This window comes from Bombella mellum, from assembly GCF_014048465.1.
GTDB lineage: Bacteria > Pseudomonadota > Alphaproteobacteria > Acetobacterales > Acetobacteraceae > Bombella > Bombella mellum.
On sequence record NZ_PDLY01000002.1, the window covers coordinates 319,060 to 342,153 of the forward strand.

General features: G+C 59.2%; 18 protein-coding genes. 13 read left to right on the top strand and 5 right to left on the bottom strand.

Translation table 11 applies throughout. The features are described from left to right. Nucleotides 1–32: 32 nt before the first annotated feature. The 11 genes from murC to CPA56_RS04580 all read left to right on the top strand — a co-directional run bounded on the left by murC (nt 33) and on the right by CPA56_RS04580 (nt 15,007). Nucleotides 33–1,451 carry a UDP-N-acetylmuramate--L-alanine ligase gene (gene murC / locus CPA56_RS04530; protein ID WP_182040839.1) on the top strand — a complete coding sequence of 473 codons (1,419 nt, stop codon included), beginning with the start codon at nt 33–35 and terminating at the stop codon, nt 1,449–1,451. Then, nucleotides 1,448–2,365, top strand: coding sequence for a UDP-N-acetylmuramate dehydrogenase (murB, locus tag CPA56_RS04535; RefSeq protein ID WP_182040840.1), 918 nt, complete (start codon nt 1,448–1,450; stop codon nt 2,363–2,365). Before murC ends, murB begins: the two co-directional genes overlap by 4 nt. A gap of 17 nt (nt 2,366–2,382) precedes the next feature. Further along, nucleotides 2,383–3,378: a D-alanine--D-alanine ligase gene (locus CPA56_RS04540; protein ID WP_182040841.1), complete on the top strand. Its 996-nt coding sequence runs from the start codon at nt 2,383–2,385 to the stop codon at nt 3,376–3,378. Between the two features lie 6 nt (nt 3,379–3,384). Next, the gene (locus CPA56_RS04545) at nt 3,385–4,275 is read left to right on the top strand and encodes a cell division protein FtsQ/DivIB (RefSeq protein WP_182040842.1); all 891 of its coding nucleotides are present in this window, start codon (nt 3,385–3,387) and stop codon (nt 4,273–4,275) included. A 6-nt stretch (nt 4,276–4,281) separates the two neighbouring features. Further along, a complete protein-coding gene (gene ftsA, locus CPA56_RS04550) occupies nt 4,282–5,613 on the top strand; it encodes a cell division protein FtsA (RefSeq protein WP_182040843.1) in 1,332 nt (443 codons plus the stop codon). Between the two features lie 124 nt (nt 5,614–5,737). Beyond that, entirely contained in the window at nt 5,738–7,210 is a 1,473-nt protein-coding gene (gene ftsZ, locus CPA56_RS04555; protein WP_182040844.1) for a cell division protein FtsZ, read from the top strand. A 127-nt stretch (nt 7,211–7,337) separates the two neighbouring features. Beyond that, nucleotides 7,338–8,231 carry a UDP-3-O-acyl-N-acetylglucosamine deacetylase gene (gene lpxC, locus CPA56_RS04560; RefSeq protein ID WP_182040845.1) on the top strand — a complete coding sequence of 298 codons (894 nt, stop codon included), beginning with the start codon at nt 7,338–7,340 and terminating at the stop codon, nt 8,229–8,231. 63 nt (nt 8,232–8,294) lie between these two features. Then, nucleotides 8,295–9,317, top strand: a complete 1,023-nt coding sequence (locus CPA56_RS04565; RefSeq protein WP_182040846.1) for an outer membrane protein assembly factor BamD — start codon at nt 8,295–8,297, stop codon at nt 9,315–9,317. Between the two features lie 213 nt (nt 9,318–9,530). After that, complete coding sequence (gene recN, locus CPA56_RS04570; protein ID WP_182040847.1) at nt 9,531–11,267, top strand: DNA repair protein RecN; 1,737 nt, start codon at nt 9,531–9,533, stop codon at nt 11,265–11,267. Beyond that, on the top strand, nt 11,264–13,342 hold the full coding sequence (gene ligA, locus CPA56_RS04575; RefSeq protein ID WP_182040848.1) for an NAD-dependent DNA ligase LigA: 2,079 nt from the start codon (nt 11,264–11,266) through the stop codon (nt 13,340–13,342). The genes recN and ligA overlap by 4 nt, the downstream gene beginning before the upstream one ends. A 333-nt stretch (nt 13,343–13,675) precedes the next feature. After that, the gene (locus tag CPA56_RS04580; protein WP_182040849.1) at nt 13,676–15,007 is read left to right on the top strand and encodes a hypothetical protein; all 1,332 of its coding nucleotides are present in this window, start codon (nt 13,676–13,678) and stop codon (nt 15,005–15,007) included. Nucleotides 15,008–15,056: 49 nt separating this feature from the next. Here CPA56_RS04580 and CPA56_RS04585 read toward each other — a convergent pair whose 3' ends face one another. Next, nucleotides 15,057–16,022: a glycosyltransferase family 8 protein gene (locus CPA56_RS04585; protein ID WP_182040850.1), complete on the bottom strand. Its 966-nt coding sequence runs from the start codon at nt 16,020–16,022 to the stop codon at nt 15,057–15,059. Between the two features lie 175 nt (nt 16,023–16,197). Here CPA56_RS04585 and CPA56_RS04590 point away from each other — a divergent pair, with 175 nt between their 5' ends. Together CPA56_RS04590 and CPA56_RS04595 are read left to right on the top strand one after the other, a co-directional pair. Beyond that, entirely contained in the window at nt 16,198–17,565 is a 1,368-nt protein-coding gene (locus CPA56_RS04590; RefSeq protein WP_182040851.1) for a hemolysin family protein, read from the top strand. A gap of 4 nt (nt 17,566–17,569) precedes the next feature. After that, a complete protein-coding gene (locus CPA56_RS04595) occupies nt 17,570–18,166 on the top strand; it encodes an isochorismatase family protein (RefSeq protein WP_182040852.1) in 597 nt (198 codons plus the stop codon). A 4-nt stretch (nt 18,167–18,170) separates the two neighbouring features. Here CPA56_RS04595 and CPA56_RS04600 read toward each other — a convergent pair whose 3' ends face one another. From CPA56_RS04600 to CPA56_RS04615, 4 genes are all read right to left on the bottom strand, one after another. Beyond that, nucleotides 18,171–19,487, bottom strand: coding sequence for a glycosyltransferase (locus tag CPA56_RS04600; RefSeq protein WP_182040853.1), 1,317 nt, complete (start codon nt 19,485–19,487; stop codon nt 18,171–18,173). 209 nt (nt 19,488–19,696) lie between these two features. After that, on the bottom strand, nt 19,697–21,151 hold the full coding sequence (locus tag CPA56_RS04605) for a glucoamylase family protein (RefSeq protein WP_182040854.1): 1,455 nt from the start codon (nt 21,149–21,151) through the stop codon (nt 19,697–19,699). A gap of 167 nt (nt 21,152–21,318) precedes the next feature. Further along, entirely contained in the window at nt 21,319–22,377 is a 1,059-nt protein-coding gene (locus tag CPA56_RS04610; protein ID WP_182040855.1) for a glycosyltransferase family 32 protein, read from the bottom strand. A gap of 18 nt (nt 22,378–22,395) precedes the next feature. Further along, the gene (locus CPA56_RS04615) at nt 22,396–23,004 is read right to left on the bottom strand and encodes a hypothetical protein (RefSeq protein WP_182040856.1); all 609 of its coding nucleotides are present in this window, start codon (nt 23,002–23,004) and stop codon (nt 22,396–22,398) included. Nucleotides 23,005–23,094 lie beyond the last annotated feature (90 nt).

A 23,094-nucleotide genomic window follows, 5' to 3' on the forward strand; every position in this document is an offset into this window, starting at 1 on the left:
ATTCCCTCCATCCACAGCCGGAGTTCTCCCTGATGCGTGCATTACCCCTCAATCTTGGCCTGATCCACTTCGTTGGCATTGGCGGCATCGGCATGTCCGGCATTGCCGAGGTGCTGCACATGCTCGGCTACAAGGTTCAGGGGTCCGACATTGCCGAGAATGCCAACGTGAAGCGTCTGCGGAAATCAGGCATCCACGTTCATATCGGCCATGATGAGACCAATCTGGGGGAAGCACGGGTCGTCGTCATCTCCACCGCCGTAAAACGGGACAATCCGGAGGTCATGGCCGCCCGTGCCCGGCTCATCCCTGTCGTCCGGCGGGCGGAGATGCTGGCGGAGCTGATGCGCCTGCGCTGGGCCGTGGCCATCGGGGGGACTCACGGCAAGACCACCACGACCAGCCTCGTGGCCTGCGTGCTGGAACAGGCCAAGCTGGACCCGACCGTCATCAATGGTGGCATCATCGAGGCCTACGGAACGAATACCCGCATGGGGTCCGGAGACTGGATGGTCGTGGAAGCGGACGAGAGCGACGGCTCCTTCCTCCGTCTTCCCGCCATCATTGCCGTCGTCACCAACATGGACCCCGAGCATCTGGATCACTGGGGCTCCGATGAGGCGATGGAGGCCGGATACCGGCAGTTCGTCTCCAACATTCCCTTCTACGGCTTCGCCGTCCTTTGCGTGGATCATCCCCGGGTGCAACAGATGATCCCCCAGCTCTCCGATCACCGTGTCGTCACCTATGGTTTCAGCCCGCAGGCGGATGTCCGGGCGGAAATCACCGGCACGGACAGCCAGGGCGTGACCTTCAGCGTCACCATCACGGACCGGACAACCAGCAGCCAGCGTCTGGCCGGACCGTTCCATCTGCCCATGTTCGGGCACCACAATGTCCTCAATGCCGTGGCGGCCATCGCCGTGGCGCAGGAAATGGAAATCCCCGATCATGTCATCGCCGATGCGCTTGGCGGCTTCCGGGGCGTGCAGCGTCGCTTCACCCTGACCGGCACATGGAATGACGTGAAGATCATTGATGATTACGGCCATCATCCCGTCGAGATCGCCGCCGTGCTGAAAGCGGCCCGGCAGGCCGGTGCCGGGCATGTCATTGCCGTCATCCAGCCGCACCGCTATTCCCGCCTCAGTGCACTGTTCAATGATTTCTGCACCTGCATGAATGATGCGGACACCGTCATCGTGGCGGACGTTTATGCCGCCGGAGAAAACCCGATCGAGGGCATCGGACGGGATCAGCTCGTCGAAGGGCTGCGGGACCGTGGGCACCGCCATGTCCTGTCCCTCGCCTCGCCGGATGATCTGGCCAGCGTCATCGCCGACGTGGCCGTGCCGGGTGACTATGTCCTCTGTCTGGGGGCAGGGTCCATCACCCACTGGGCACAGGCTCTCCCCGAGCAGCTGGACAGCCTCAGAAAGGACGCACCATGACCACGGCTGCACCTTTCCAGCAGGCACGGGGACGGCTGAAGGAACAGGCCCCGCTGGCCGCCCGCAGCTGGTTCCGCACGGGCGGGGCCGCCGACTGGCTCTTCGTGCCGCAGGATGCCGAAGACCTCGCCACGGCCCTGCGCCAGTGCCCGTCCGACCTGCCCGTGACGGTCCTTGGAGCCTGCTCAAACGTCATCATCCGTGATGGAGGGCTGCCCGGGCTGACCATCCGTCTGGCCGGTGGTTTTGCCAACATTGAAACGGATGGAGACGGGCTGATCGCCGGAGCCGCCGCACTGGACAGCAGCGTGGCAGAAACGGCGGCGCAGGCACGCATGGCCGGTTTCGCCTTCCTCTCCACCATTCCCGGCTCCATTGGTGGAGCCGTCTGCATGAATGCCGGAGCCTATGGGGATGACCTCTCCACCCTGCTCGACTGGGTGGAAATCCTCACCCGTGAGGGCACCATCCAGCGTCTGCCCGCCCCGGCACTGGAGATGCGGTACCGTCACAGCTCCCTGCCGGAAGGCAGCATCGTGCTGCGTGCCCGCCTGAAAGCCCACGGTGCGGAAGACCCCGCCACCATCCAGCAGACAATGCAGGAGATGCGGGCCAGCCGTGAGGCCAGCCAGCCCCTGCGGGCCCGGACAGGCGGCTCCACCTTCCGCAACCCCGAAGGGCACAAGGCCTGGGAACTGATCGATGCCGCCGGGTGCCGGGGACTGCGGCACGGTGGTGCACAGATCAGCGAGAAGCACTGCAATTTCATGCTCAATACGGGCGACGCCACCAGCACGGAGCTGGAAGAGCTGGGCGAGATGGTCCGTGCCCGTGTGCTGGACAGAAGCGGCATCACCCTGCACTGGGAGATCAGACGGCTGGGCCGTCCCCTTTCCCCCGCCTCCCCTTCCTGACAAGGAGACATCCGGGCATGACAGACAAGACCATTCTTCCCACACCCACACCTCTTTCCATCGCCGTTCTGATGGGAGGAACCTCCAGCGAGCGCAGCGTCAGCCTGTCCAGCGGCAGGGCTGTCATGGAAGCCCTGAAGCAGGCCGGGCACCATGTCCATGCCATTGATGCCGGACCGGACATCACCGCCACCATCGAGGCCCTGAAGGCCTGCAAACCGGATGCCGTCTTCAATGCCCTGCACGGTCCCGGCGGGGAAGACGGGGCCATTCAGGGCGTTCTGGAGTGGCTGGGCCTGCCCTATACCCATTCCGGAATTCTGGCTTCTGCCATCGCCATGAACAAGGCCAGCACCCGCATGGCCCTTCAGGCCGCCGGTCTCCCCGTTGCGGAAGGCTGCCTCATCACACCGGACGAACTGAAGGAACGGGCTCCCCTGTCGGCCCCTTATGTTCTGAAACCCGTGGCGGAAGGGTCATCCGTCGGTGTCCACATCCTCCATGAGGATGATGCCGAAAAACGCCGTGCCATTGCCAATTCATGGACCTTCGGCCCCCAGATTCTGGCCGAGCGTTTCATCCCCGGGCGTGAGCTGACCGTTGCGGTGCTGAGCGACGAGGCTCTGGCCGTCACGGAAATCCTCACACCGGAGAGCGGCGGTTTCTACGATTTTGCGGCCAAATACCAGGCCAATGGCTCCCGCCATGTCATTCCCGCCCCCCTGCCAGCGGACATCACGGACCAGGCACTCACACTGGCCCGCAGGGCCCATCAGGCACTGGGATGCCGGGGAGCCAGCCGGACCGACTACCGCTATGATGGCGACAGGGGCGAACTCGTCATTCTGGAGGTCAACACCCAGCCTGGCATGACGGCCACGTCCCTGCTGCCAGAACAGGCCGCAGCCCGTGGGGTAAGCTATCCTCTGCTCTGCCACTGGCTGGTGATGGACGCCTTGGGGCGGGCAGAGTCCCTCTCCCTCCATCCGGTTCCCCAGCCTGAAACCCGCTGACGGCCCATGATGTCCTTCTTCAGGAAACGCCCCCAGGAACCCGTGGACCCTTATGGGGACCGTCCCTCCAGCATGTCCCTCTTCTGGCAGCGGCAGAAGATCATCCTGCGGCGTCTGAGCATTCTCGCACTGGTCTGTCTCCTGCTGGCCGGAACGGGCTGGCTGGCCTGGAGCAGCCTGGGAGGACACAGGCTCACCGACAGCCTGCGGGTCCGGCTGGCGGCCCTCGACCCGCTCCGCATCCAGCACATCATCATCACGGGACGCCGCCTGACCGATGAAAGCGAGATACTGGACGCCCTCGGCACGGGGCTGAACCATTCCCTCTTCAGCTTCTCCGTGGAGGCGGCACGCCAGCGCATCGATGAACTGCCTTTCATCGAGCACTCCACGGTCGAACGCCACCTGCCGGACACGATCAACATTACCGTGGAGGAGAAAAATCCCATCGCCATATGGCAGATGGACGGACATTTTGTTCTCATCAACCAGAAAGGTGACACAGTTTCACGGCAGGAACTGACAGCACGCAACAGCTCAGTGTTCCGCAAGCTCCCCCTCGTCGTGGGAGCCGGGGCCAATCTGGAGGCCAGCACCATCATTTCCCTGCTGAACCAGTTCCCGGACATCAACAGCCACTCGCTGGCCCTGATCCGCATAGGGCAGCGACGCTGGAACATCCTCATGCAGAACGGCACGACCCTCATGCTGCCGGAAGGGGCCGAGGCTGCCGCCCTAGCCCGGCTGCACGGCTACCAGACCGACTACCAGCTTCTGGACCGGCCCCTGAAGACGATCGACATGCGCCTGCCCGACCGCATGGTCATCCACCCTGCCGTTCCCGCCCCCAGCCCCGATCAGGATGCCCCGCCTGCGGCTCCATCCGCCGGAGACTGACCCACCATGCCGCGTCCCGTTCCCACCCCCCAACGCTCTCCGGCCGTGCTACAGAAAGGCCGAGCCGTTCTTCCCATCCTCCCGTCGGAAGAGCAGCAGGGATTCGCCTGGACACCGGGACTGAAGACCATACTGGACATCGGCTCCACCAAGACAACCTGTCTCATCGGGCAGGGGCTGAAAAATGGCGGACTGCGGGTCCTCAGCTGGGGCTGGCGGCGTTCGGAAGGAATCAGCTCGGGGGCGGTGGTCGATGCCTTCCAGCTTGAACGGGTCATCCGTGCCACGGTCGGCGACGCCGAACGGAAGATCAGCCGCCGCATAAGGGACGTGACCGTCAATCTCGCCTGTGGAAACCCACGCAGCTACCACATGGATGCCTTCATGGCCCCGAACGGACGGGAAGTGACGGCGGAAGACATCCAGCATCTTTACGAACAGGCCCGCCACAATGCCGCCGAGCCGGACCGCCGGATCGTGCAGGCCATGCCCCTCGGCTTCAGCATCGATGACAGCATCACCGTCCTGAATCCATGCGGGCAACGCTGCGAGAAGCTGATCGGCAAGTTCCACATCGTGGATGCACAGGTCAGTGCCCTTCACACGCTTGATGCCGTCCTGCGGAAGGCGGAGCTGCGGGCGGTCGGGATGCTGTCCAATCCCATCGCCTCCGGCCTTTCCGTGCTGGATCATGACGAGCGTGATCTGGGTGTCACGGTGGTCGACATGGGAGCAGGCACGACCACGCTGGCCGTCTTCGCCCGTGGGCGGGTCTTCTATACCCGGCACATCAGGGTCGGCGGCCATCACATCACCCGTGACATCGCCCAGTCCCTGTCCATTTCCATCGACATGGCGGAGCGGCTCAAGACACTATACGGCGTGGCCTATGCCTCCGCCAATGACGCTTCCATCCCCATCGCCCTGCCCCTCTCCCACCGCAACATGGTCCGGCAGATCACCAGGGCCGATCTCATCCGGGCCATCGCTCCCCGGGTCGAGGAGACGCTGGAGATGCTCCGCTACGAGCTGGACGTGGCAGGCCTCGGCCGCCCGGCGGAAGGCCGTGTCGTCCTGACCGGTGGCGGGGCACTGCTCAACGGCATTGATGCCGTGGCGGCCGAAATCCTCAACCGCCCGGTGCAGGTCCGCTCCCCGGCCGGGATACGGGGGCTTCCGGAGTCAGACCATCCCTCGATATGGGCCGGTTTTTCCACTGCCTCCGGCCTGCTGGCCTGGGCGGCGGGAGCCAGGGACCGCTTCTGCCTCCCCGAAAATGAAACCATGCCACGGGGGGTGGCGTGGCGTCTTGCAAATTTGTTACGAAGGAAGATTTAAACGCAGGTCCCACTTGATATTTAACGTTACATCTCCATCTTCGAATGTTACCGTATAAGCAACATCTTTCTGCTAACTTCCCTCTGTAGCTACCCGTTTTCACCTTGGCCGGAGCAAACCCGTTATGTCATTGAACCTGACCCCGACGACCCCTGGCGTAAGTGCTGTCAGCCCCCCGCGCATCACTGTCATCGGGGTTGGAGGCGGCGGGGTCAATGCCGTCAACAACATGATTGACGGCAAGCTGCGTGGCGTGACCTTCATCGCCGCCAACACGGACGCCCAGCAGCTGGCCCTCTCCAAGGCCGAGACACGCCTCCAGCTCGGCCCGACCCTGACGAGGGGACTGGGAGCGGGCGCAAAGCCTGAGGTGGGCCGCCAGTCTGCCGAAGAAGTGGAAGCAGAAATCCGACAGCATCTGGAAGGGGTCGACCTCGTCTTCGTGACGGCTGGCATGGGAGGTGGCACCGGTACGGGGGCAGCCCCCGTCGTGGCCAGGATCGCCCATGAGTCGGGTGCCCTGACCATCGGCGTCGTGTCCAAGCCGTTCGATTTCGAAGGGTCACGCCGCAGCCGGGCCGCAGCCGCCGGCATTGCGGAGCTGGAAAAGTACGTGGACACGCTTCTGGTCATTCCCAACCAGAACCTTTTCGGCAGTGCATCCCTGACGACCTCGCTGGTCGAGGCCTTCGCCATGGCTGATGACGTGCTGTACAGCGGCGTCCGCAGCGTGACGGACCTCATGGTGGAGGCCGGGTATCAGAACCTCGACTTCGCCGATGTCCGCACCGTCATGAGCGGCATGGGCAAGGCCATGATGGGCATTGGCACGGCCTCCGCCGACGAGGACGGCGAGGACTGGGCCGTGACCGCCGCCGAGCGGGCCATCTCCAACCCTCTGCTGGAGGAGACCTCCATCGCCGGTGCCCGTGCCCTGCTCGTGAACGTCACGCTCGGCCCGGACATGAGCCTGCTGGCCTACAACCAGATCATGAACCTCATCCGTGAGACGGCCAACTGTGAGGATGAGGAGATCAACAGCGGCTTCGTCGTCAATGAAGAGATGAAGGGCCGTGTCCAGGTCTCCGTCATCGCCACGGGGCTGGATGGCCGCACCCGTCAGGATGTGTCGGAGACCATTGCCACCGAGAAACAGGCTCAGGCCCCGGTCAGGGAAGCGGCCCCCGAGCCTGTCTCGAAAAATGACCAGCCCGAAAATGATCAGGACTCTGCGACCATAAACACCCCTGAATATCAGGCCTTCCTCCAGAGGAACAATGAGCAGGCTCCGGCCCACGGGGCTGACCAGCCGTCCGAGACCACGCCGGATGCTGCGCCGCAGCTGCCCAATTATGACCCTCATCTTGGCCCACAGCAGCAGGTTCCCAGCAGCGCACCGGAGCCGATCCGCCCACGGGAGGACACGGCACAGACAGGCGGTGGCCTGTTCAGCCGCCTTTTCCGTGCCCGCCCGGAACATGAGACCCGGGGCCAGCAGCCCGCCGGAGAGCGGAAGCCGCAGCATGACGGGCTGGCCGCACCGGCCGAGGATGACGAGCTGAGCATTCCGACCTATCTGCGCCGCGGTCCGAAATAAACGGTCCGATCCGACCCGTACGTCCTGTCAGCCCTCCTGACTTTTGGTCAGGGGGGCTTCCCCATGCCCCACGACAGACGCTACACAGTGCTGGTCACAGCTCCAGCACGGAAGACCGTTTCCTACCATGCAGACCACATTGCGACACCCCGTGCACTGCCACGGCATCGGCCTGCATGGCGGCAGACCGGCTACGCTGCATCTTCTTCCAGCCGCAGCCGACACGGGACTTCGCCTCCAGCGTCTGGACAGGCCGGAGACACCCTCATTCCGCCTCCTGCCAGACTGCATCATCTCCAGCCCTCTGGCAACGGTCGCCTCGTCGCCCCTCACGCCTGACCTGACCGTGGCCACCATAGAACATCTCATGGCCACCCTTCATGCCTGTGAGATCGACAACCTGCTCATCCAGATCGACGGGCCGGAACTGCCCATTCTGGATGGCTGTGCGGAAACCTTCATGGCCCTGCTGGATGAGGCCGGTCATGAAAATCTGGGCGTCCCCCGCCGTTCCGTGGAGATACTCCGGCCAGTCCACGTCACGGGCAGGGATGGAGCCAAGGCCAGCCTGCTCCCCGGAACGGCAGGAACACTGGAACTTTCCCTGAGCATCGATTTTCCCGCCCCTGCCATAGGCAGACAGACCTGCACGCTGGACCTCTCCCGAGACAGCTTCAGGAGCGAGCTGGCGGACTGCCGGACCTTCGTCAACCATCGTGACGTGGCCGCCCTCCAGGCACAGGGCCTTGCCCTGGGAGGCTCACTGGACAACGCTCTCGTCATACAGCATGACCGTGTCCTCAATCCCGGCGGCCTGAGACATGAAAACGAATGCGCCAGACACAAGATGCTGGATACGGTCGGAGACCTCTACTGTGCCGGGTTCAGACTGTCAGGCCGGTTTGAAGGCCACAGGACGGGCCATGCCCTCAACAACCGGCTCCTGCGCACCCTCTTCTCTTCCCCGGAAAACTGGCGTTTCTCTGACGGAAGCCCGTCCGTTCTTCCCTCACCCGCCTGAGAATATCAGGCCCGAGCGCAAGAACCCCCTTTTCCCAGAAACCTCCCATGCTATAAGAAAATCATGGTCAGCAGCATCCTAAAATCCCACGTGGTTCCGTCCCGTTTCAGTCTCACGGTTTTCTGTGCTCCGGCTCTGCTCGGGCTTGCCCTTCTTTCCGGCTGTTCCAGCTCCGATGCCGACATCCAGGCAAAGCTGCCACGTTCGGCAGATGCTGAGACCCTCTACAATTACGGGATCGACGCCCTTCATGGCGGGCACTACAAGCTGGCCAGCAGCGAGTTCGAGCTTCTCCAGCAGAATTTCCCCTATTCCGGCTATACCGGCAGTGCCGAGCTGATGGAGGGCTACGCCTACTACCTTCAGGGTGAGTATGCGCTTTCCGTCCAGCAGCTGGAACGCTACCTCCAGCTGCACCCCACCAGCCCGGATGCCGCCTACGCCTATTACCTGCGTGGCCTGTGCTATTATGAGCAGATCGGCGACGTGTCCCGTGACCAGCTCGGCACGCTGGAGGCCATGGATGCCCTTCAGGAAGTCATCACCCGTTTCCCCCAGACGTCCTATGCCCGTGACGCCCAGCTGAAGATCGACCTGTGCCGTGACCATCTGGCAGGCAAGGAAATGTATGTCGGCCGCTATTACCAGCGGGAGAAGGATTACCAGTCCGCCTATGGCCGCTACCAGCGTGTCGTGCAGGACTTCCAGACGACCAACCATGTTCCGGAAGCCCTTGAACGTCTGGTGGAGGTCAGCCTGGACCTCGGCCTGCCGGACGAGGCCCGTCAGTCCGCCGCCGTGCTGGGCTACAATGCGCCGGATAGCCGCTGGTACCGGCTGGCCTACAACAAGCTGAAAAACCACCACCAGCTGACTCCCCAGCTGCCCAGGCCGGCACAGGGCGAGAAAAAGCACGAACGTCGCTCCAGAAAACGCCATGCGATGTCGCCACCTCCCGCCCGGCAGGCCGCCCCGACATCTCCGGACTCCGTGATCGTCCAGCCTGTTTCCACGACACAGTCTGCTCCCATAGCATCCGTCGAAATCCCTCCGGCACCTGCTCCTGCCGGGAAGAAGTCACGGTAATGATGCCCGGCCACATGGCCGCCATCTCCTGACCATTTATGAAAAGTAAAATGTGAGGCCAGAATTTTCTGGCTTCACATCGTTTATCCCACATTCCGCCAGTGTGACCTGTTGCGCTGGCCGCTTTTCTTCCTGAATATCTGGCACCGCATTTTCTGAAAACCTGCAGCAGGCACATCTGTCGTCGTCCTGCCCGGTTCTGGAGGCTGCATTATGCTGACACATCTCTCCATCCGTGATGTCGTCCTGATTGAAAAGCTGGACCTTTCCTTCCATGAGGGCCTCACGGCCCTGACAGGAGAAACTGGAGCCGGCAAGTCCATCCTGCTGGACAGTCTCGGCCTTGCCCTGGGGGAGCGGACCAGCAGCCGAATCATCCGGGCTGGCGCCACCCAGAGCAGCGTCACGGCCGTCTTCGAGCTGCCCCTGGGGCATCCCGTCTATGGCCTGCTCCGCAACAAGGACATCGCCTCCATAGAAGAAGGCGACCCTCTGGTCCTGCGCCGGATCGTCACGAAAGAAGGACGCTCCCGTGCCTATATCTGCGACCAGCCCATCGGCATCAGCGTCCTGCGGGAAGTGGCCTCGCTGCTCGTGGAGATACAGGGGCAGCATGAACAGATGGGACTGGCCAACCAGAGTGCCCATCAGACCCTTCTGGATGCCTTCGGCGTGCCGCAGCGGCTCCGCCAGCAGGTCGCCCGCTGCTGGGATGACTGGCAGAACGCCCTGCGCAGCCTGAACAAGGCCCGGAAGGATGTTGAAGATGCCAGCAAGGAAGAAGACTGGCTGCGGCAGGTCGTCGAGGACCTCTCGGCCCTTGCCCCCAGAGAGGGGGAGGAAGACGAGCTTGCCGCCCTGCGGGTCCGGCTCCAGCAGGATGAACGCCGGGGCGAGGCCGTTGCCGCCGCCCTTGCTGAACTGACCCCCCGGGACCGCCGGACATCCACACCGGCCAATGCCCTCCGCTCGGCCAACCGTGCCCTTTCCCGGCTGCTTCCCTCCCCACTGGACAGGGCACAGAGCGAGGAACAGGAAACACCCTCCGCCCAGCAGGAACAGGCACAGGAAGCCCTCACGGCCCTAGAAAAGGCCGAGGAATATCTGGCCGAGGCCGAAACCCTCCTCTCCCGTCTGGCCGTTGACACAACCGTGGATTTCCGCCTGCTGGAAGAGACGGAAGAACGGCTTTTCACCCTGCGGGCCGAGGCCCGTAAGCACAAGATCAGCGTCAGTGAACTGCCCTCCTTCCTCGAGACGCTGAACCAGCGGTTGGCCAGCATTGATTCCAGCGCAGAGGCTCTGGCCCGGCTGGAAGATCAGGTCCGTGAGAGCCGGGCCGCCTATGAAGCTGCCGCCCAGGAGCTGGGTGCGGCCCGCAGCAAGGCCGCCCGTCAGATAGAGAAACGGGTCATGGCCGAGCTGGTCCCCCTCAAGCTGGAGCGGGCACGTTTCATCGTCGAGCTGGCCCCTCTGCCTGCCGAGCAGTGGAACCGTCATGGCATGGAACAGGTGGCCTTCCTCATCGCCGCCAATCCCGGCCAGCCACCGGGGCCACTCGGCAAGGTGGCGTCCGGCGGGGAACTCTCCCGCCTCATGCTGGCCCTCAAGGTCGTGCTGGCGGGTCGCTCCTCCCTCACGACGCTGGTCTTCGACGAAGTGGATTCCGGTGTCGGCGGAGCCACGGCCTCGGCCATTGGCGAACGTCTGAACCGTGTGGCACGGGATGTCCAGGTACTGGCCATCACCCACAGCCCGCAGGTGGCGGCCTATGGGGACCATCAGCTCCGCATTGCCAAGCAGGTCGTCAACAACCAGACACAGACCAGTGCCACCCCGCTGACAGATGAGGAACGCCGCGAGGAGCTGGCCCGCATGCTCGCTGGCGACACCGTAACCGATGCCGCCCGTGCTGCGGCAGACAGCCTTCTTGGACCCGCAGAAAAATGACCGGAACCCCCACCCCTGCCCAGCGTCATGCCGAACTGGAAGAAAAGATCGCCCGCTGGAACGAGGCCTATCACGGACAGGACAACCCCGAAGTCTCCGATGCCGAGTATGACAATGCCCGGCTGGAGCTGGTCATGCTGGAAGCCCGCCACCCGGAACTGAAGCGCAGGGGTGGTGTCTCCTCACAGGTCGGGGCCGCTCCCAATCCGGCCTTTGGCAAGGTGCAGCATCGTGCCCCCATGCTCTCGCTGGACAACGTCTTCAGCGAAGAAGAGTTCACCCAGTTCGTCAGCCGGATCGGCCGGTTTCTCGGGCTTGACGAGTCCCGGACGGACGGGCTGAAATTTGTGGCCGAACCCAAGATTGACGGCCTTTCCATCAGCCTGACCTATGAGAAAGGCCAGCTGACGGTTGCCACGACCCGGGGTGACGGCACGACAGGCGAGGACGTCACCGCCAACGTGCGGACCATAAGCTCCATTCCCCAGACCCTGCCCGCTCCTTTCCCTGACCTGCTGGAAATCCGGGGCGAAATCTTCATGAGCCGGGCCGACTTCCTGGCTCTCAACAGACAGCATGAAGAGCGGGGCGAAAAGCCCTTCGCCAATCCACGTAATGCCGCAGCCGGGTCGCTCCGCCAGCTGGATGCCTCCGTCACGGCCCGCCGCCCGCTGGGACTGTTCGCCTACGGGCTGGGCTACAATACCGGCGTGACCGTCAGGACCCATTCGGACTGGCTGGACCAGCTGAAAACATGGGGATTCACCGTCAATCCCCTGTCCCGGGCCATCAGCCATGCCAGTGACGTGCCTGCCTATGTGGAGACACTGGCTAAGGAACGGCCTGACCTCGATTATGACATTGATGGCATCGTCTTCAAGATTGACGCCATAGACCTCCAGACACGCCTCGGCTTCGTGGGGCGTGCCCCCCGATGGGCCATCGCCTGGAAGTTCCCGGCGGAACAGGCCATCACCCGGTTGAATGACATCGAGATTCAGGTGGGGCGGACCGGTGCCCTCACCCCCGTGGCGCATCTGGAACCCATCAATGTCGGCGGGGTCGTCGTGTCCCGGGCCACCCTCCATAATGAGGAAGAAATCCGCCGTCTGGATGTCCGCCCCGGCGACCTCGTGCGCATCCAGCGAGCCGGGGATGTCATCCCACAGGTACTGGGCGTCGTGGATGCAGACCGGCAGGACCGGGCCGTCCCCTTCCATTTTCCCGATCACTGCCCCGTCTGCCACGCCCATGCCGAACGTATCGGGGATGAGGCGGTCCGCCGCTGTTCCGGGGGACTGACCTGCCCGGCCCAGACGGTCGAGAGGCTCATCCATTTCGTCTCCCGCAAGGCGTTTGACATTGACGGGCTGGGAGAGCGCAGCATCCGCAGTTTTCATGACCTCGGGCTTGTCCAGCGGCCGGGAGACATTTTCCGCCTGCATGAGCATCGGGACCGCCTCCAGAAACTGGAAGGCTGGGGGGCACAGTCGGTCGACAACCTGCTTCAGGCCATTGAGGACCGCCGGACCATCAGCCTCCCCCGCTTCATCTACGCACTCGGCATCCGACGCATTGGCGAGCGCAATGCCCAGCTTCTGGCCCGTCACTACCAGAGCTTCCCCGTCTGGCACACGGCGATGCTGGCAGCCATCAGGCCTGAAAGCGAAGAACGGGCCGCCCTGAGTGCCATCATGGGCATCGGCCCTGCCATTGCTGAAGAGGTCGCCGCCTTCTTTGATGAGGAGCACAACCGGGCTGCGCTGGATGATCTCACCCCATCCCTGACCATCAGCGAGGAGACCGGTCCCGATGCTGATGATGAAGGCGCAGCTCCTCTGGCCGGTCAGGTCATGGTGTTCACGGGGTCTCTCACCACCATGTCCCGGGCCGAGGCCAAGGCCATCGCCGAGCGTCTGGGCGCACAGGTGACAGACAGCGTCTCCCGCCGTACGACACTGGTCGTACTGGGAGAAAAGGCTGGCTCCAAGGCCAGGAAAGCCCACGAGCTGGACATCCGTACGCTTGATGAAACGGAATGGCGGCAACTGGCAGGACTGACCGGCGAAAGCTAAACAGAATCAGGCACAGAACGCCATGCAACATCCCCTGGCGGGCATGATGAAAATATATCATGCCCGCCAGGAGGTAGACGACATGGAAGAATATGGCATTTTAACCAAAATTTATGAATCTTTTCCGGGACTCAATTTGGGAGAAAAACAAGTATAAATTTACGAATCTTTTTCTTTTTCATATTTATTGACATATTAAATAATATTTATATGGTTCATCCTTGCATCAACATCAAATGAATAGCCTCTCATATCTACCTGAAAAATAAATAGACTTTCTCAAACCTCTCTCTTATGTTAAATTTTGATAACAATTTCCCGGAGGTTCACGAGGTGGATGAGAAAAGATATTTCCTGACATGGAATTTTCAGATTCTTCGACAGAACTCCACAACCAGAACACTTTATTGCTCCAAGCTGGGCAGCGAGTTTCCCGATGATGCCTTCGGCCTCACGCTGCCAGAAAACGACATTGCCGCACAATGTACATTCATCCCCCAGGGCGAGGAGATTGCGCCCTACCACGTTGACGACATCAAGATAACCTTTAACTCCGACATGCGGGTCTGGAATCTTCAGGACGGGAACGGGCTGTTTCTGTGTTTTGATTCCAAGATCCTGTCCTTTTCCAGAGAGCATGCCTCCTTCTGGGAAGGGTTCATCCTGCTGACACGCAACGAAATCGAAATGCTGACCCATCTGCTCAACAACAGATGGGTCCTCCCCAAAACACAGAAAATCGTTGACGGCAGGGACTTCCAGTTCGTTGACGTCTTCAAGATGGCGATAGACGACTTCGACGTCGACATGCGCTATCAGCTCTTCAAGTACTGGAACAAATATAACGTAACACTGTATTTCAATGGCTGGAAACGTGAGACCCTCTACCTCTACAATCCTGCCATATACATCACGGCCTACAGCAAAGACTCCATCATGCAGCAGTGCAGGATGTGCGTCACGTCACTGCGGAAAATGGGTGGTTTTACCGGTCCGATCATCCTCATGACCGACAAGGACCAGAATTACATTGATGAACTTTTTGAAGGAAAGAAAGAATACACCGAAAACCTCATCATACATAACCTGTATCCAAAAGACTTTCTTTCCTTTGTCTGCTCCAAATATGAAATAACGGACAAGGCCGACTTCGCAGGCTATCAGCCTCTCCTGTATCTGGACCCGGATATCATCATAGACAGGCCGCTGGAGCCTCTCCTGATACGTGGTCTTTCAAGCGGCAAGATATGCTCCCCGGCGGAAGAGTTTCACCCCATACAGTCTCACATTCCGGCCGGTTCGTCCCTGTTCTCGATGGACGACATTCCGGGGCGTTTCACACCCGGCATCAATGGTGGCACCATCCTGTTTCCGAACACGGAAGATGACACGATCCGCCGCTTCATTGATGAAATACGGCACGAGGTCACGAACCTCGTCTTCAAGTTTGGCCGCTCCTTCAACGGCTGGGCCGATCAGGAGGCCTACAACTATCTGGCCATCAAGACCAATCTGGTCAATTCCAACGCCCTCACCTCATTCACGGCCTATCAGGGGCCCACGCATGACCGACGCCTCGGGCTGATCCATTTCTGGGGCTTCTCATCCGATGAGAAGGTGGAACGGATGCAGGACTACATGAAAGAGCTGGACTGTAATTTCTGAACTTCTCATGACGGTGGATCACTTCATGATGATCCACCGTCATTTTCTGTCATGCCCTGTCAATTTTATTCCACATGAAGCCACAGACTATTTTTGGCAGCTGATTCCTCACTTCCTCTTTCACTTCCGCCACCAGCGCACGATATTCCAGCCTGTATTTGTTCCTTGTCCTGGGCTGGGGATGATCCCACGGTTTCGTATCTGCCACGAAATGATATATTGACGCATTCTCCTGGGCCTCTTTCACCTCCTCCTGCATGCTGTAGTCAAATTCGAGGCAGCTGGTCTTCAGGTGCTCGGCATAAAAATTCCAGCCCTGTGCAAAATGGTGGAGAGAGTCCTTGAAAACATGATTCAATATGGCCTCGTCATAAAATCTCCATTTTTTCTTTATGCACTCCACACAGTAGGACGCATCATCCTCCGTGATGGCCTCCATGTTGAAGAGGATCAGGCCACTGTTCACGTAAAGATAGGGATTGTTTATCCCCAGCATGTTTCTGCTGTATTTGTTGAAATCTCCAAAATCCTCATATTTCCTGTGGTTCCGTATCAGGCAACGGACGCCACCCAATTTCTTGTCATGAGGTATCTGGTTGATGATCTTCAGGACATCATCTCTCACGAGCATGTCGACATCAATGCTCAGAACCCGGTCATATTCCCTGAAGATCGTAGGAATGAACAGAGGAAAGTAGGTTTCCAGCGGCCTGTTCTCATCATTCGCAAAATTCATGTTTTCCAGAAAGGAAGAACAGTCAACAAACGAAATGAGGCTTCCAAAGGCAGCGACCGTACGCTCCGCGATCTGGATTACGGTCTGATCAAGCTCCCTGTACAGTACGAAGAACTCAATCCTGCTGACGTCCGAACAATTGTCTATTATTGACTTGATCGTAACCAGTGCTGGCAGCAAATATTTTTTATTGAAGGAAACAACTATCGGAAAGGTATCCATCATGCCCTCTTCTGACCAGACTGTCCGCTTCATAAAGGTTTTTACAATCTTTTCCAAGAAGCTTCTCCAGCACTGGTCAAGCCTCCCGTATGACATTCACTGTTAAACAGTCTCCATATGCTCATGGCAAAATTAATTGCTGTCGGCTTCACAAAGCGATTGAAACCTCTTCCAACTCCACTATCATGCCGTCAATAATTGCTGCCCTGACAGGCAGCGACAGAGAGAGCGCATGCCCACCACATCACCCAGTCACCATCCCCTCATCATGCTGATCGTCGGCCTTCTGGTCACGGCCGTACTCATCGGCATCTCCATTCTCATTTCCCTGTCCGAAATCTCTTTTGCCGCAGCACGGGAAACCCGCATGCGGGCACTGGCCAAGGAAGGTGACAAACGGGCACGGGCCTTCCTGCGTCTCCGCCGGAACAGCGGGCAGGTCATGACGGCCATCCAGATATGCCTCAATGCCGTCGGCATTCTTGGCGGTGTGGTGGGTGATGCCCTGCTGAGCGAACCCTTCGCCGCAGGCCTGCATTGCATGGGCCTTTCCACGCCTCTGGCTGACAAGATCGGGTCCCTGAGTTCCTTCATTCTCGTGACGGGGCTGTTCGTCCTTTTTGCCGACCTGCTGCCCAAACGTACGGCCATGAACGCCCCGGACAGGATCGCCCTGGCCGTGGGCTGGTTCCCTGCCCTCACCCTGCGCCTGCTCTATCCGGCCGTATGGATTTTCTCCCACATTGCCGACCTCATACTGAAACTGCTCCGCATCCCCGCCACGGCCACGGTGGAGGCCGTGACACCGGAAGACCTCCGGGCCATTCTGGCAGCGGGAACGGCCTCCGGTGTCCTGCTGGAGCAGGAACACCAGATGATCCAGAACGTCATGGCTCTTCAGAACCGGTCCGTCACCTCCGCCATGACGCCACGGGACGAGATCGTCTATCTGGATGTCAATGAAAGTCTGGAAAGCCAGCGCGACAAGGTGAGGGTCCGTCCCTATTCCCGCTATCCATTCTGCGACGGGTCGCTGGACAAGGTCGTCGGGTCCATCCGGGCGGAAGACGTGCTGGTGGCCGTCGTGGATGAACCCGCCACGCTGACCAACCCGCAGAAAGCTCCCCCAAAGCAGATCTTCAACATGCGACGGGACGTGCTGTCCCTCCCTGACACGCTGAACCTCTGGGAAACCCTGGCCCAGTTTGACACGCACGGGGCCGGTTTTGCGCTCATCTTCAATGAATATGGCCTGATTGTCGGCCTGATCACCTACAAGGACATCATGGGGGCCCTGATGGACGGTCTGGCCAATCCTTTCGAGGAACAGGCCATCGTCCGCCGTGATGATGACTCATGGCTCATTGACGGGGCGGCTCCCATACTGGATGTCATCAGGGAACTGGACATCCCCCTCTTCCACGACAATGCCGAGTTTGACACGATCGCCGGTTTCATCACCCATCGCCTGCGCCGCATGGCCCGTAAGACGGACCGTGTAGAAGTGGCGGGGTTCCGTTTCGAGGTGGTGGACGTCGAACGGTTCCGCATCAACCAGCTTCTTGTCACCCGCATGAAACCTTCCCAGAAGACGGCATGACATCATGACCATGAACGGCACGCAGTTCCGGACTGGAGACATCACCCCGCAGGATGCCCTGCTCATCATCGACATGCAGAATGACTTCATGCCGGGTGGAGCCCTGCCCGTTCCCGATGGCCCGGCCCTGCTTCCTGTCATCAACCAGCTGTCCCGGGCCGGTTTCCGGGCCGTCATCGCCTCACAGGACTGGCACCCGGCCGGACACTGTTCCTTCAGGGAACAGGGAGGCCTATGGCCGATACACTGTCTGGCAGGAAGCCACGGTGCCGCCCTGCTGGATGGGCTGGACCAGGCCCATGTCACGCATGTCATCCGCAAGGGCCTGGCCCCTACGGCTGATTCCAACTCAGCTTTTTATGATGATGCCGGAACGGCCACCGGCCTGACCTCCCTGCTGCAAGGACTGGGGATCAGGCGGGTTTTTCTGTGCGGCGTTGCGCTGGAAGTCTGTGTCCTTGCCACGGCCCGCCATGCCGTACGGGATGGCTTTGAAACCTTCATCATCAGGAATGCCACGGCTGGCATCAAGTCCCCTTCAGCCTCCCTCACCGGTCAGGCCGAGCATATTGCCTTTCCTGAGTTCAGGGAGGCACCCTGAACCGTTACTGCACCTCCTCTTCTTTCTCGGCTTCTGCGGGGATGGCCTGCTGCTGCTCTGCCTTCACGACAGACTGGACATAGTCGAAATAGGCCTTGACCCCTTCTTCCTTGGTCTCGAAGTTGCCGATCAGATTTCCATGGCCGCAGAAATGCACGATACCTGCACGGGCGATCTTGCTGAAATCACTGTCTGGCCATGTGATGACAATGTCATTCAGATAAAAACAGTCATACTCACAGAACTTTATGAGAAGATAGTTCAGTGAGGACTGGTCTAGGACATTGTTATTGAACCCTTCCAGCTTGATGATGTTATGTGCGATCATCTGCATGGCCTGGCTGATGAAGCTGAATTCCTGAAATGACCGGAAGGCGAAAAAGCCTGAGTTGACGGGCCTTACATCATCCTCCGAGAGGCTCTTGTCCCGTAGGAGGAACGAACCGATGAACCAGCCGGACCGCAGGACAAAGTCCTTTGTCCGTCTTCCACACTCACAGGCGATGAAGAACCTGTTGCTGGCATGGACCGTGCGCAGCATGTCCGTAATGTCATTGTTGCAGATGATGTCGGCATCCGAATACACGATGGGGCTGTATTCACGGAAATATTCGGCAATCTCCGGGCTGTATCTTTTATAATACCGGCTGTTCATGGCCACGGAAGGCATCCTGATGATCCTGACGGGCGCATATTTGAGATCAGGCGGCAGGTCGACATCGTAAATGTTCGTGAAAATGAGAAAATTCAGGTTCGCCTTGGAGAACATCATGTAAGACCGTATGGAGGTGAACAGGGTCTCAAGATACCCCTCACCTCCAAAGGCACAGAAATAGACAAGGGGACGATATTTCTCGATCTCGATCAGGAAAACTTCTTCCGTGAGAAGCACGATCCGCTCGTCATGCAGGGATACCTTGATATTGGCTTCCAGACTGAAACGGTTCTCACCATCATCAATGACGAAGTCATGAACCTTGACCTCTCTCTTTTCCGTCTCACCCGCATAGGTGAGGCCATTCTGGAAAAAATGCGCCAGAAGCGTGAAGGTATTTTCCGGGACGAGAAAAAATCTTGCCTCAAGGATTTTCTGATGCGTCAGCCGGATGGTGCCTTCAGCATCAGCGGCAAAAAGGATGCCATAGGAATATATGTGAAGGAACGAACTGGCCGTCTCGAAAACGATGTCATCATTGGGCAGGTCTCCGATTATGAACCGGCCTCCTGCCTCATCAAGATAACATTCACGCCCCTTGTGAAAGAGATTCCCTGTTCTGGGTGAGAAATAAACGGCCTCATCACCTAAAATGGATCTCAGCAACCTGAATGACAGCCGCTCGCCATCAAATATTAGAACCTTCCCGAACCGATCCATTATATAATGCACAGAAAAACTCCTGATCAACGTCAGGTCGTGCTGATAACCATGGCGTGCTGCACCTGACGATAGAGGAGTTTTTACCAGTCATTAACAAATCATTCAAAAATTATCTTTCATCTCTCCCAGAAATGTCACGGCCACTGATCTGCCTATCTGCCGCACGTCCCCTGACAGAGCCATCCCCCCGTAAAACCTGCCTTCAGAAGGCCGGAGCGGATATAGGGGTTCTTCTTCATCACGTTCCAGACGAATTCACTTCGCAGATTTTCGCTCATCAGCAGGATCGGCCCCTGATCAATCCCCAGCTGCTGGCCATCCACCCAGAAACCGTCATTGACACGGTAACTGGGGTTGAACGCATCAACAAACCCGTACCGATTGTAAATGACATTGCCATAACGGCGTTTCATCTCTTCCAGGGACGGCAGGGCAATTTCCGGGGCAAAGGCCACGGAGCCGCCAACAGCCGTCGGGGCGATGGTGCCATCATCCAGCACATAATCCTTCCCAGCACCCCGGGCACTGTAGGCCAGGAAATGACGTTTTTCCCCATCCACTTCCTGCACGCTGTCTCCAGGACCATCCGATGCCGTCAGTCCCCAGACCGATCCGTCATAGCCTTTCCAGTGACCGGGATTACGCACTGCGTACTCCCTCTGTGCATAGACGGCCTCCCGGCTGTTCTGGAAATAGTCATACCCCCGCTGAAGACTGGCCTTGTCCTGAATGTGCCGGAAATCCACCCAGCACTCGCTGTACTGGTGCCCGAACAGGGGGGCGAAATTCAGGAAATTATGGCCGTAGAAGCTGCCCTGCTGCCCCCGCTGCGTCTCCGTCCAGCGGTCCCACAACCCTTCCGGCAGACCGTGTTCCGGTGCTCCAAGAGCCATGATGTAAAGCAGCATTCCTTCATTATAGCCCTTCCACTGGGAAGACAGGAAATGACCCGGTGGCATCCAGCCCATGCTCAGCCACTCGCTGTCATCACCCCGCATCCAACGCCAGTCCACCCGACGGTAGAGCCGATCCGCCAGCCTCCTTATCTCCTGCTCACGGGCATCCTGACGGTCATAGTAAGACTGGGCGAACAGCACGCCGCCCATCAGCAGGGCCGTGTCTATGCTGGAAAGTTCGGACCAGTCAGCAACCCTCAGGCCGGTGTTGGGGTCCAGAAAATGATAGAAAAAACCGTGCGACCCGGCCGTGCCCCTGACAGCCTCCCCCTGGGGCAGTCCTTCCAGAAAACGCAGCGTCACCAGCGTACGCTCCACGGCCTGCTGCCGGGTTATGTAGCCCCGCTCCACGCCAATGCCATAGGCTGTCAGACCGAACCCCACACTGGCAATGCTGGCGGCTCCATTCATCAGGGGAGCCCTGTCCGGGACCAGACCATTTTTGGGGTTGGCCGTGTCCCAGAACCAGCTGAAGGTACGCTGTTCCAGATCATCCAGAAACGCCAGATGCTTCTGGTCATTCAGGGAAAAAGAAACGTCCGCCTTTCCCGGGACAGGTCCCTTTTCCTGGGACAGGGCCGGAACGGCCGTCACGAAGAGAGACGCCAGAACCAGCGAAAAGCATGACGTAAATTTCACCCTGTTTTTCATGATGACTGTCGCCTTCTTCCTGAGAGCAAACATCCCACTGTCCGGACATGACGGAGCCGTCATCCTGAGGACAGGAAGCACCTGCCCTCACCACAGCGGGCTATAGGAAGGCTACCATACGCCCCTTCATCGTCAAGGAGAGATTAAAGCCCCATGAACGGGTCGGGTCAGTCCGCCCAGGGGAAATACCCGTCTGTCACTATGGGCGTATCCCGCCTGTAATAGTGCTTCTCTCCCAGCTGATGCTTGTGGTGGTCGTCATGATTTCTGAAAATGCTGTACTGGATACCGTTTGACCAGCTGTGGATGTTCCTGACGATGTCCTCGCAGCCCTTCCTGTATTCATGGACAATCATTGAATACATCAGGGGGCCAATGAACCGCAGCACGCCGTAAGACCCTGTCCCATTGAGGAATGGCCTGTACACCCTGATGTTGCACAGGGCCTGCTGGATGATTCTCCTCATCAGCGGATGGCCGGCTGCACAGATGATGTAATACTGCTCGTACTCACCATAGGGCATGTGCTCTATTTCCAGATGCACCTGTGCCCCATGATACCAGCGGGACAGGAGGAAACGGTCGCCCGGACGGATGGTCGTGTCCAGAGAATGGGTGAAGGACGTCTTCAGGTCAAAATAGACACCACCAACAGCATAGAGGCACAGATACCTGAAAAAATCAGCACGGGCCGCCGGGTAATCCGGGCTGATGGCCTCATAATAGTCAAGGATTTCCTCACCGTAATGTTCCTTGATGAACTCCTTGATCTCGTAGAAACCACCCTCTGACCAGAAGTAATATTCATAACTCTGGTTCATGGAGACGACGGTGTTCCTGTTCTCCACATAGGCCTCCGGATAGCTTCCCGGCTTGTCCCTGAAAATTCCCACCTGATGGATTTTCTTCGAGATATGTTCCGCTTCCTTGATGTACGGAAGGGGCGGAGGAAGGATGGCCTGGTCAATGTCCCGGAAGGTCTCGCAACGATCCACGCCCGGCATGTGGTACAGGGCCAGGCTGGGAGAAGAGGAGAGGAAACCCGCATCATTCCGGAAGAAGGTCACGATGTCATGGTCACGCCGTTCGATGCCGTAACCTGCCTTCACGAGGTCCCTTGCCGTTGCGGGCGGAGGAGTGTCATCATCGTAAAAGGCGCACAGAAAACGCTGTTCCAGACCATCCTGACCAACAACCAGATAACTGCCATGAGCAGAAATAAACATGCCTAACCCTTCCAGACCTTAAAAATCAACCTGCCCGCATCGTGTAACAACCAGATCATATTTTCGGCCTGGCCTGAATCCGGCAAACGTGACGGAAACGCTCTCCCCTGTTTTCAGCTGCCCGATACGGGAAAACGCCTCCATGTTCTCACGCACGGCAATCCGCTTCCGGCCAAAGCCGGCCGTGAACAGCTTCTGCTCATGCGCCTGGACGAAGTGCAGGCTGTCCAGTGTCTCCCCCTCTTCTGTCCTGATCTTCCCCATCAGAGGGTCCGTCAGCACCAGAAGCCCCTCGAAGGCGTCCCGTGTGAAAGGAAGGAATTTCTCCCATTCGGCTGCATGAGCAGACCATGTCGTCTTGTTGGTCCCGGGGTCAATCGCCGTGTAGGCCTTGTTCTCTTCGCAATAGAACGACACCAGACCATCCGGCCATGATATCAGGCTCATCTGGGGCAGCTTCACGATGCCGCCAAAAATGTCCCAGAACTTCATCTGAAAATGCTCGGGAGCCGGATGCGGCATGACGCTGTACCCGCTCACCAGAAACCCCTGAAGGGGGATGCGGACAAGCTCATGCCAGTAATTGTTGTAACTTATTACATGACCGAAACAGTCAAGAAACCACATCTGTTCAAATGAATAAGGATGTTTCTTTACCACGCTTCAAATACCCTTCCCGCTCCGCGCAAACCCGAGGCCCTGCACCAACCAGACGAC

Excerpts from the sequence above, each read along its gene's own strand:
- murC (WP_182040839.1), top strand. The coding sequence starts at position 33 with ATGCGTGCATTACCCCTCAATCTTGGCCTGATCCACTTCGTTGGCATT.
- murB (WP_182040840.1), top strand. The coding sequence starts at position 1,448 with ATGACCACGGCTGCACCTTTCCAGCAGGCACGGGGACGGCTGAAGGAA.
- CPA56_RS04540 (WP_182040841.1), top strand. The coding sequence starts at position 2,383 with ATGACAGACAAGACCATTCTTCCCACACCCACACCTCTTTCCATCGCC.
- CPA56_RS04545 (WP_182040842.1), top strand. The coding sequence starts at position 3,385 with ATGATGTCCTTCTTCAGGAAACGCCCCCAGGAACCCGTGGACCCTTAT.
- ftsA (WP_182040843.1), top strand. The coding sequence starts at position 4,282 with ATGCCGCGTCCCGTTCCCACCCCCCAACGCTCTCCGGCCGTGCTACAG.
- ftsZ (WP_182040844.1), top strand. The coding sequence starts at position 5,738 with ATGTCATTGAACCTGACCCCGACGACCCCTGGCGTAAGTGCTGTCAGC.
- lpxC (WP_182040845.1), top strand. The coding sequence starts at position 7,338 with ATGCAGACCACATTGCGACACCCCGTGCACTGCCACGGCATCGGCCTG.
- CPA56_RS04565 (WP_182040846.1), top strand. The coding sequence starts at position 8,295 with ATGGTCAGCAGCATCCTAAAATCCCACGTGGTTCCGTCCCGTTTCAGT.
- recN (WP_182040847.1), top strand. The coding sequence starts at position 9,531 with ATGCTGACACATCTCTCCATCCGTGATGTCGTCCTGATTGAAAAGCTG.
- ligA (WP_182040848.1), top strand. The coding sequence starts at position 11,264 with ATGACCGGAACCCCCACCCCTGCCCAGCGTCATGCCGAACTGGAAGAA.
- CPA56_RS04590 (WP_182040851.1), top strand. The coding sequence starts at position 16,198 with ATGCCCACCACATCACCCAGTCACCATCCCCTCATCATGCTGATCGTC.
- CPA56_RS04595 (WP_182040852.1), top strand. The coding sequence starts at position 17,570 with ATGACCATGAACGGCACGCAGTTCCGGACTGGAGACATCACCCCGCAG.
- CPA56_RS04605 (WP_182040854.1), bottom strand. The coding sequence starts at position 21,151 with ATGAAAAACAGGGTGAAATTTACGTCATGCTTTTCGCTGGTTCTGGCG.
- CPA56_RS04610 (WP_182040855.1), bottom strand. The coding sequence starts at position 22,377 with ATGTTTATTTCTGCTCATGGCAGTTATCTGGTTGTTGGTCAGGATGGT.
- CPA56_RS04615 (WP_182040856.1), bottom strand. The coding sequence starts at position 23,004 with ATGTGGTTTCTTGACTGTTTCGGTCATGTAATAAGTTACAACAATTAC.